The sequence below is a fragment of the Photorhabdus heterorhabditis genome (assembly GCF_018448905.1).
GTDB lineage: Bacteria > Pseudomonadota > Gammaproteobacteria > Enterobacterales > Enterobacteriaceae > Photorhabdus > Photorhabdus heterorhabditis.
In genome coordinates, this window is the sequence record NZ_RCWA01000049.1 from 18,160 (window position 1) to 27,760 (window position 9,601).

Consider the following 9,601-nt stretch of genomic DNA (forward strand, 5'->3'; position numbering starts at 1 on the left):
TTAATTTATTCCAAGAAAATTCTTGCTTAATTTAACGCAAGACCCATATTAACTCAATGCTAATGCAGGATAACGACTGTGATAATAACCAATGAAAGCCATTGGAGAGATTTGTTCTCCGGTAAAAATGCGGCCAGTGCTTTGGCGCTATCGTTGGGAGTTGCGTTACACGCGATTAATATTTTAATTGCAACAACTATCTTACCTTCCGTTGTACAGGATATTGGTGGCCTGAACCTTTATGCTTGGAATACGACTCTGTTCGTCGTCGCTTCTATTATTGGTTCTGTCTTATCTGCACGTTTGCTTAATTCACAGGGTTCGCGTAATGCTTATCTGGTTGCGGCACTGTTATTCTTTTTTGGCAGTTTATTATGTGCGCTTGCGCCAACGATGGAAGTGATGCTGATTGGGCGGACAGTTCAGGGCTTTGGTGGTGGATTGTTGTTTGCACTCTCCTATGCGTTGATCAATCTGGTATTTGAACAGGCGCTTTGGCCTCGGGCAATGGCGTTAATATCTGGAATGTGGGGTGTTGCGACGTTGGTTGGTCCCGCCGTGGGTGGGATCTTTGCTGAGATGCATGCCTGGCGTTATGCCTTTGGCATCATGTTGCCAATAATGTTGTTGTATGCGGTTTTCACTTACTTAATTTTGCCCAAAGGTAAACCGCAGGGTCAGAATAAAACAGCATTGCCACTGGTGCAGTTAGTTTTATTAGCGGGGGCGGTATTGATAGTTTCTGCTGGCAGCGTATCTGAAAGTGTGAAGCTGAATTTTGCGGGAATTATGCTGGCATTAGTTTTGATAATATTACTAATTTGCTATGAACGTCGTTCAGTCATACGTTTGTTACCTCATGGTGCATTATATTTGGGTTCACCTCATGTGGCGCTATTTGCCACTATTTCATTATTGGTGGTTAGCATGACCAGTGAAGTATTTATCCCGTATTTCTTGCAAATATTGCATGGTCAATCGCCGTTGGCTTCCGGTTATATGGCCGCTGCAATGGCAGCAGGTTGGACTGTTGCAGAGATAATTAGTGCAGGCTGGCGTGGAGCGGGTATTCGCCGGGCAATTATCAGTGGTCCGATATTCGTACTGATAGGTATGTTAATTCTGTCGTTGATATTATCACATCCCTCAGTTGGACATTGGCAAGTGATGATACCTATTGTGATTGCACTGACTTTGGTAGGATTTGGTATCGGTTTTGGTTGGCCGCATTTGTTAACTCGCATCCTACAGATATCGTCAGATGCTGATAAAGATATCGCTGGCGCTTCAATTACAACGGTGCAGTTATTTGCTACAGCTTTTGGATCAGCATTGGCGGGTATGGTCGTAAACCTTTCAGGGCTTAATGAACCCGGTGGTGTAGCAGGTACCGCTTCTGCCGCACACTGGTTGTTCCTGCTATTTGCTATCGCACCATTATTAGCGTTATTTACAGCGTGGAGATCGGCGAAGATTAGTCCGGTATCTGAATAATCCTGTTTATGATGGTTGGGTAAAGTACCTGACAATTTAATGATAGATCATGATATCGACGCTTGTTGATGACACGTCGATATTTTCTGGTTTTCTCGACCCACAGTTTCCATATGTCGATATCATCGACATATCGTTAACACGTGTCGAAATTTACTGAGTTTTTTCTTTGCTATTGTTTCTAATTGTTTGATGCTCTTCTCTGGTGATGGCAAATCCTCTGCATCGTTCCGCCTAATTCTCGGATCGCTTTCCCTTCAAACCTTTCATGCTCTGACAGTAAAAAAACCAGATATAACAATGTATATCTGGCTTTATGATTTTCTCTGAGATGCTAAGGAACGTCGAATCTGTTCATTGAGTATCAGGCTTAAACCAGCATGAATGCTGGATTGGTGTTATTCAATATTTTCTAGGGGTACACCCTTGGGTACACGCTAAATCGGAGTGTACCTCTGAATTGATAAAAATGTGTACAACTATGAAAATCATATATTAGCGATGTGATTACTTTTTGAGTTTTTTCTTTGCTATCGTTTCTAATTGTTTGATGCTTTTCTCTGGTGATGGTAAATCCTCTGGCATTGTTCCACCCAACTCTTGAATTGTATCCCTTACTTTTTTTCCAACGTCAAAATGAGTCTGGTTTGCTTGTATTTTGCTTTTTACGTTATCTCGTCTCAGCTTTTCTTCGGCTTGGGTTGCTCTAAACAAGTTAGCAGCAAGCTCCGTTGACCCCATGTGATCTAATATCCGTTGTGATTTTTTTAATCCCTTTCGCTGGTGGATTGCTTTCTGGTCTAGTCCACCGTATAAACCTTGATAGCCATGATTTTGGAAAATGGCAAAATCAATATTTGTTTCTACGCCTGCTCTCTGTGCTGTTTCAACTAACTGCTTGTTGTGCTCTTTTAGCTCATTGCGTAGGAATAGCCGCTTTTCATCTTCTCGAAGTCGTTTAAATGCCTCATCATCTGCTAGCTCTTGCCGTCTAGTTTGAATAGCAAAATATGTCTGTCCTGCTGCTATAACTGGTTTACTCGGATCACCATTTTGTACAACGAGGTAACAGGCATAACGGGATAGTTTTATATCCTTTAATTTTCTTTGTGCTCCTGAGCCAATATTGACCATATCGAGGATATCCTCGAAATGGTCTTCAATGTTGTGTCCGCTATGGGTGCAGGCTTCTTTAGCTCGTTTTAAAACAGGTGTGAAGTGACGATACTCAGAATATTCAAGAAGTTTAGAAAGCTCTCTAGCCGACCAGAATTCGATACCAGTCTCATCAATTCTTTTTATTTCTTCAAATGGTTGGTGATGCTGCTCCATGTATCGAACCTCTCATGTTTGTTCGTGGTATAGATTGATAATACGGATAGCTTACTCTTAACATAATTCAAATACTGTTATGCCATCCAAGAATAACCCTCTCCATTATTTTGTTACTGCCTCCGTTTCACACGAAATGATAGCAACCGAAAAATATTTTTCACCTGACTGGCTCACCTCTTAAAGAGGACTGGTTACTTTGCGTATATCAATAAGAGTTGTACAAATAGGCTACCAGATTAAATCGGGTAGGCTGATACATCAGCTAAAATTTCAGCCGATGACTGACAAACCAAAGTGTGATTTCACATTTTTGATGTAACCCATTGATTTATCCTCTGACCGTCACTTTGGCCTCACGGTATCACTATCTAGCGTCTTGGTGCTGGTTTCGTCCATTGATAGGTCGGTGCGGTCATTCTGCGTCGGTGGCGCTCTTTAGCCTGTAATGTCTGCGAGACTCCCGTTCTAATTGCCAGCCTATCCCGTCCAGTGAGTGATTGCCCCTGCTGGTTAATTCCATCATAACAGCCTCTATCGTCTCACGGTTTAACATAGCTTCCCCTTAAGGTGTTGTGATTATCTCTATACCTTGCCGGTACAGTACGCATTATAAACCGTTCCGGTGCGTACCTGCTTGCGTACCACCAGCTTAAAATCTAATCTGTATAACACTGTTATACGCTGATATAATGAGCATACATTGAATTGGTAAGGATTATTATCATGAGTAAATCTAATCTCATTGCCTTTCGCCTGCCTGCTGAACTTCAAGCCCTATTTAATGACGCTGTATCGACTTCTGGCAGCGATAAATCATCGTGGATAGTCTCAGCTATCAAAGAGAAGTTAAACCGTCCAGAAAGCAATCCTGACACTCGTATGTTATCGCTGGTGGAACGGCTAGAATCGGCTGCGGCTTCCCTGATTGTGGGTAAGGCTGATATTCCACCTCATGCCTATAATGAACCGGCTATTGTTGCTGTGGTGAATCAGGTGCTTTCTGAGGGCATTGATAACGGTCGTGTTATTGCTGAACGGATTAATGAGGCGGGTTATCAGACTAAAGCGGGTAAAGCGTGGGATAAAGATATTTACTCAGCATGGAAGCGTCACAAAGATATTGCCGGAAAGCTCGACTTATAGTCGAATTACGTTATCAATTGTTATCATCCCCTTAAGAAATCTTAAGATTCAGCCACCAGCAACATGTTAGGAAGTGTTAGGATTTTTCGTTTTTATGGACTCTAAAAATCATCATTCCCTAACATGTCCTTTAATCATCAAAGTTCACGCTGTAGCTTCTCTAGAATCGCCTGTCTGGCGAATACATCAGCAAAAACTTTCGGATTGAACCCATTGGCGATTTCATCAATAAACGCTTTCGGGAAAGTGTGAAATATCGTTTTTCCGTCCCTAATCTCTCGATAGCCTGCAATATTGTTTACTCGGTCGCTGCCTGTAACATAGGGGTGCATAGCAAAGCGGCTAAAGGCATAAGCATTTAAAAAGCCCTCAGCCTGTTCCACTATCTGCTCAATCTCTTTGTTGCCTGTACCGAATTCCGCCAGCCACACGTTAAATACAGCCTGTACCGTATCGCGGCAATCTTGCTCACTCCAGCCAGTCACAATACGACCCACCAGCAATGCTGCTTCAATAGCGGCAAAGCGATCACTCGCGCGGTGAACCTGCTCACCGTAGCTGGACGGGATTAACTTACCCCAGCGTTTTTGTGCGGTGGTATAGGCTTCCATAGCCTCGGTTTTATGGTGAGAAAGATATTCAATCCAATAGCGCCCTGCTGCGCCATAGTTAGCCCTACAGTTGATCTTTATCGTGTCAGCGTGCTCTTTCCCTGTCTCGCAATCGTGTAGCTCTGTGGCGCGTTCTATCGGAATATTGAGCAAGCGCACTAACTGACCAGCGTTTATTTTTACGCCTGAATTTAATAGAAATGTCTCAATGTCTTTTTCACCCGTACTAATGGCCACAGTTCGCCAGCTTTCCAGAGGTCGGTTGCCGCCGTCTTTTGCACCCTGTATCTTTCCTTTGCCATTAAATAGCGTGTAAGCAGACTTATAGACGTGTTTCGGGTCTGCCCCTTGTCCGACTTCATCAAGGTATAAAAGCCCGTCATTGTGTGCTACAGCCTCGTTAGCAATACCGTAAGCTGTGCCGTACCATGTCAAACGTTGTAAGTCGGGGTTGCCGTAGAGACTGACTGCCATGTCTGCGGTGGTGCTTTTCCCTGCTGTAGATTGTGCATAGATATGAATGCCGAAACTATCTGCCTGAGTGATCCCCGTCATTGGTGCGGCTAATGCTGCCCCTATAGCAAACATCATGAAGATATTGCCGTTAGCCAGTCTAGCAACGTTATTCCGCCAGCTATCAATTGTGCCGCTTACCTGATACGCGGTAGCGGTTGCGCTCTGACCATTGAATAAAATAGGCTGCTCAGGATCGCCGATAATCGAACCGTCCGGCATGATGTATGCGCCTTTATGCCAGCCTGATTTATGGGTAACACTCCATGTTTTTAAGTGCCTGTGAGTATTCAGCCAGTCCGATAACGTATTCCTCATTGCTGGTTTAGCAGTCACATTAACGCCCGATTTTTTGAGCGCCCGCCAACCCTCACGCTCTCCTACATCATCGTTGGGTAAAGCTTTTGTTTTGCCATTATCGTATTCAATGATGAGATAGTGCTCATCTAACTCATTAACGCCCCTAGCAATAGGTTTCATCGGGTCTGATAGCCATTGTTCCGCATTGATAACTTCGCCGCTGTCTTTGTCTACCTTTGGCGTAACGTAGTAAATTCCATGTTTACGCACATCAATAAAGGACTTTAACGGATCTCGCTCTTTCTCCCTGCGTTCGTCCAGATTAATGACCATCGATTTTGATACTGCCATTTTCTCCCCCACCTGATACAACCCTTCACTAAATGTTTGCCTTGCTGCCTCAATGCCGTACTGCTGGCGATAATCGTCCCAATCGGCTTTATCTTCTGCTGGTGGTAATACGACTATCCCGTTAATGGCTTTGGCGGCTTTCTCTGCTGCGAGTCTGCCCGTGTTCGGCTCATCGGGTTTAATGTCGTTATCAGCCGCAATGATGATATTGGCTTTCAGGTGCTTGCTTCTCATCACCTCAGCAACATCAATCAGGTTCCCAGCGTCAATGGCTGCCACGGTCAGCGCATCAGGCCGGATTAAATGACACGTTAAAGCGGTCGCCAGTCCCTCAGCGATAACCACCTCTGAGACGTTCTCAGGTGCATTAATCGGGTAGTAGCTGCCTTTCTTGGTGCTGTCGGTTAGTAGTCGTTTATCTCCGCTCGGCTTGATAGTCTGTGCGCCTGTCACTGTGCCACCAGCATTCACTAATGGGAGCAATAACGAACCGTCCACCAGCAATGGCATAGGGAAGCCGTGTAACCCTTTGTTATTCAGATAGGCAGATTCGCCCTGCTGAACCTGAGATAAAAGGCGGTTATATCGCTCAGTAAAGCGCATTGGCTTGGTTTTGTGCCTGCTGTGCCCTGCGTTGCGCCTGTTGCGTTTTAATCTCATTGCTGTTGTAGGCTGGTGGATTATTTGAACGGGTATCAATTCCAATAATATTGGCGACCTCTTGAGCGGCTTCGGTCACACTTACCTTTAATACTCGCTGAACTAAATTAAGGCCATCACCTGCGCCACACTGGTTATAAATGAATGTGCCGTTACCGTCCTTATCATCAAAGCGGAACCGGTCTTTACTACCGCAAGCAGGGCAAGCGGTATGCTGGTTTAGGGGCAATTCTGCCCCGATGTTAGATAGTATGCTTTGCCATATTTCACGCCCGTAGCCTGTCAGGTAGCCATTGACTACGCATTTCTCCATTAGGTTAATAGCGATGACTTCCCATGCTGGATAGTTCTGCTGGAGTGCTTCCAGTGCGTAACTATCCACCAGCTCACGAATGCCTTTTACCCCATCGACAATAGCGACATTGATTTCTGTTTTTCCGACCTGCATCGTGAAGTGATCGCCGCCGTTACGGGTCGTTACATCGTGATAGATGGCCGCTGCAAATTCGTTAGCCAGCGCACTGAGGCGAAAATTTTTAGTGATGAGTGTCATATATCCCCCTTAGTGTGCTGTTGGTGTGGCGTCATCTAGCGCGCCATTGGCAACATCGAGCGTAAAGGCTTCGTGTAGGTTATCCATCACCTCAACGCCCATCGGTGACAGCTTTAAAAGGCCGTTATCGTCCAGCATGCCGCTGTACATTAAGATGGCGTTCTCTGTGCCTTGCACCTTACCGAACCGCTCAAGCATTGCGCCCTCGATATTGTTTGCCATTGCAAAGTGTTCACAGTCCATCAGTAGCGGCAATACCACGCCATGATTGCGGTAGTAGGGCATTTTGTTCTTCGCTGTGGTTTCCATGATGTAAAGCGTTGCGACCAGCCAGCGGAAAGCGAGTAAATCGTTCTTTCTATCACCTCGTGCATGGTCTAAATATTCTGCAATCAGGCGCATCCCTAGCACTTTTTCATTATCCCATTCACCAGCGTTGGCACGGGTGGGAATGTCCACCAGCGGTATCAGGTCAATATGCTCAAATACCCCGCTCTCGTTGCGTCTCATGGCATTGACTTCTGCCCCGATAACCTCAGTGTGATATTTGCTCATTGCCCTGCCTCCATAGCTTCATTCAGCGAGGTTTTAATCTCAGTGACGCACAGTAACGCCACGCTAATCATATTCAGCGTGTCTTTCTCTCCCCCAAGTTCGAGCTAGTTCGATAACATCGATTCCAATTGGTCAGCCCTCATCATGGGTGTTTCCAGTGATGTCTGTAACAGGAGCTTGATTGCATCCTTGTTCATGCTGCTACCCCCTGAACGGGTACGCGACCGGCAAATAGCAGGATATAGTCACAGGCAAGCATCAGGCGGGCACTGTGCTCATGCGGTGCTGTGGCTTCGATACGGCAAGGTTTAGCGGTGGCATCTGAACGTTTGATGCTCAAAAATACGAATTTGAAATGTGTTGGGGCTGGGATAGTCATCATGACGATGATCTCCTTTAGTTTTTCTAAGGAGTCACCGCTTGAGTTTCCACGCTCAATAGGGGCGGTGACACTAACAGAGGTGGAAATACTGGTACTAAAGGAAACCAGCCTACCTTTCGGTAGCTCTGCTAGCATCACCATTGAATACATGTAGGCTAATAATGCCTTAGACGATAGGTGCTGTGATGCTGCGACATAAAAAAAGACGCTTGGCGCGTCATGTGTCGCCTTTAGTATATTCAGGTTTCCACGCCTGACACCAGATTTTGCTGGTGCGTCATCAATATAGCCAATGTTTGATGACAAAGTAAAGAGACAGTGATCACTATTTTTGTGATGGCTATATCCTCGCGTAGTGATGCCAATAAAATCTTGCCGTGTATCAGCGAAATATTTCGCTGGTGGGTGTGCGAAAATATTCTCATACCCATCGGCTGAAACTTTAGCCGATGACTGAGCGATAAATTTCGCTGAGTAGTGCTGAGCAAGATATTTTGTCGAGGTCATTGATTCAGTGACCACGGATCTAGCCAGTAGGGAATTACTCACTTGGAAGGCATTCATTAATTTGCCTCCACGCGCTGTGCTAACCATTTTTGAGATAGTCCGGTCAGCTTGTCCTTACGGGCGTGATAGTCCATACCTAACTCAATCAGCGTGGTATTGGTCTGTTCCAGATAAGAAAGATGCTCAAGCTGTAGCTCACTCATCGCATCACGAGGCTCACCGATAACACCATGCTGTTTCGCCCACTGTTTAGCTGTCAGGCCAGCCAGAACAATACGGTTCAGCATATTTGATTCATTGGTGTAATGGCGTGGTAGTGTCGTTTTACCCTGTTCTATACGTGCCAGTTCCAATGCTGAACACATGGGCTTAAAGTAGTTCGCTACTTTCAGGCGTGATTTAAGCTCATTTCGTAGCTGTTTGGTCAATGCTGGGGCGACTTTGTGTAGTGCTTCCTCACACTTAATAAAGTACTGGCGAATCAATCGACCTTGTTCGGTACGTTCAACCATGCCAAGTTCTTTAGCCATATTCAGAGATAGGAAATAATCTTTACTGCGTCTGTCACCCCCTCGCCTCGATTTCCATTGTTCACTTTCTGCGCTTTGGTTCCCCCGTTTCGGGGAATCAAAGGTGAAAAAATCAACATCCTTAATAAAGCTATATTCAGCAATACGCCCATCAATCCAGGTCGAAAAATCACGCCCCACCCCTAATGCCTCATGTAATGATTTCGCACTTACACTATTTACTAATTGCCCGTTAATATTGCTTTGAATAATGGGCAGCATCTCAGCAAAAGATAATTCGTTAATATCGTTCTGGCTGTTTTCAGAGTGAGCGAAGCCCTGACCAATTAAGGCCGCATTTTTATTTGTCATGTTTTTTACTCCGTTATTCGGTAGGGTACAGAGATAAAATTAATTCAGCTTGTGATTCAGATACTCCCTCATATCCCCCCAGGGCGCGAGCATACTTTGACTCATCTTCATCCAAAGAACACTCTTGCACGATAATCATCACTCCAGCCTGCTTTCTTGAGCTTGTTTCTCTGGCTCGGGGCGCCACAGTCACATTGTTTAACCATGTTCAAGACAAGACGCCGGAATAACGCAAGATTCTCAATCGCACCATCCAGAACAATCCGTGAATCATCTTCTTTAAAAACGACATCAAGAATATAATGCTGACTATTTT

9 protein-coding genes and 1 pseudogene are annotated in these 9,601 nt (G+C 45.1%); 2 read left to right on the forward strand and 8 right to left on the reverse strand.

From position 1 onward, the window contains the following. Positions 1-78 precede the first annotated feature (78 nt). Entirely contained in the window at positions 79-1,494 is a 1,416-nt protein-coding gene (locus EAE89_RS20255; RefSeq protein WP_214086500.1) for an MFS transporter, read from the forward strand. Positions 1,495-2,001: 507 nt separating this feature from the next. On the opposite strand, the gene dinD is transcribed toward EAE89_RS20255, so the two are convergent. Both dinD and EAE89_RS20265 read right to left on the reverse strand, forming a co-directional pair. Continuing rightward, positions 2,002-2,826: a DNA damage-inducible protein D gene (gene dinD / locus EAE89_RS20260; protein WP_054479993.1), complete on the reverse strand. Its 825-nt coding sequence runs from the start codon at positions 2,824-2,826 to the stop codon at positions 2,002-2,004. A gap of 371 nt (positions 2,827-3,197) precedes the next feature. After that, positions 3,198-3,382, reverse strand: a pseudogene (locus EAE89_RS20265) (hypothetical protein). A 170-nt stretch (positions 3,383-3,552) separates the two neighbouring features. Between EAE89_RS20265 and EAE89_RS20270 the strand changes: the two are divergent. Further along, positions 3,553-3,972: a hypothetical protein gene (locus EAE89_RS20270; protein WP_054479992.1), complete on the forward strand. Its 420-nt coding sequence runs from the start codon at positions 3,553-3,555 to the stop codon at positions 3,970-3,972. A 137-nt stretch (positions 3,973-4,109) separates the two neighbouring features. Here EAE89_RS20270 and EAE89_RS20275 read toward each other — a convergent pair whose 3' ends face one another. The 6 genes from EAE89_RS20275 to EAE89_RS20295 form a co-directional block, all read right to left on the reverse strand. Next, a complete protein-coding gene (locus EAE89_RS20275) occupies positions 4,110-6,407 on the reverse strand; it encodes a DUF927 domain-containing protein (RefSeq protein WP_244866657.1) in 2,298 nt (765 codons plus the stop codon). Then, positions 6,337-6,960, reverse strand: a complete 624-nt coding sequence (locus EAE89_RS23800; protein WP_244866659.1) for a primase-helicase zinc-binding domain-containing protein — start codon at positions 6,958-6,960, stop codon at positions 6,337-6,339. The genes EAE89_RS20275 and EAE89_RS23800 overlap by 71 nt, the downstream gene beginning before the upstream one ends. A gap of 9 nt (positions 6,961-6,969) precedes the next feature. Then, a complete protein-coding gene (locus EAE89_RS20280; RefSeq protein ID WP_214086501.1) occupies positions 6,970-7,515 on the reverse strand; it encodes a hypothetical protein in 546 nt (181 codons plus the stop codon). 193 nt (positions 7,516-7,708) lie between these two features. Continuing rightward, positions 7,709-8,461 carry a host cell division inhibitor Icd-like protein gene (locus EAE89_RS20285; RefSeq protein WP_235525487.1) on the reverse strand — a complete coding sequence of 251 codons (753 nt, stop codon included), beginning with the start codon at positions 8,459-8,461 and terminating at the stop codon, positions 7,709-7,711. After that, the gene (locus EAE89_RS20290) at positions 8,461-9,285 is read right to left on the reverse strand and encodes an antA/AntB antirepressor family protein (protein WP_214086502.1); all 825 of its coding nucleotides are present in this window, start codon (positions 9,283-9,285) and stop codon (positions 8,461-8,463) included. The genes EAE89_RS20285 and EAE89_RS20290 overlap by 1 nt, the downstream gene beginning before the upstream one ends. 107 nt (positions 9,286-9,392) lie before the next feature. After that, positions 9,393-9,601: transposase (locus EAE89_RS20295; RefSeq protein WP_422615499.1), on the reverse strand; the 209-nt coding region annotated here is incomplete at its 5' end.

Excerpts from the sequence above, each read along its gene's own strand:
- dinD (WP_054479993.1), bottom strand. The coding sequence starts at position 2,826 with ATGGAGCAGCATCACCAACCATTTGAAGAAATAAAAAGAATTGATGAG.
- EAE89_RS20270 (WP_054479992.1), top strand. The coding sequence starts at position 3,553 with ATGAGTAAATCTAATCTCATTGCCTTTCGCCTGCCTGCTGAACTTCAA.
- EAE89_RS20275 (WP_244866657.1), bottom strand. The coding sequence starts at position 6,407 with ATGAGATTAAAACGCAACAGGCGCAACGCAGGGCACAGCAGGCACAAA.
- EAE89_RS23800 (WP_244866659.1), bottom strand. The coding sequence starts at position 6,960 with ATGACACTCATCACTAAAAATTTTCGCCTCAGTGCGCTGGCTAACGAA.
- EAE89_RS20280 (WP_214086501.1), bottom strand. The coding sequence starts at position 7,515 with ATGAGCAAATATCACACTGAGGTTATCGGGGCAGAAGTCAATGCCATG.
- EAE89_RS20285 (WP_235525487.1), bottom strand. The coding sequence starts at position 8,461 with ATGAATGCCTTCCAAGTGAGTAATTCCCTACTGGCTAGATCCGTGGTC.
- EAE89_RS20290 (WP_214086502.1), bottom strand. The coding sequence starts at position 9,285 with ATGACAAATAAAAATGCGGCCTTAATTGGTCAGGGCTTCGCTCACTCT.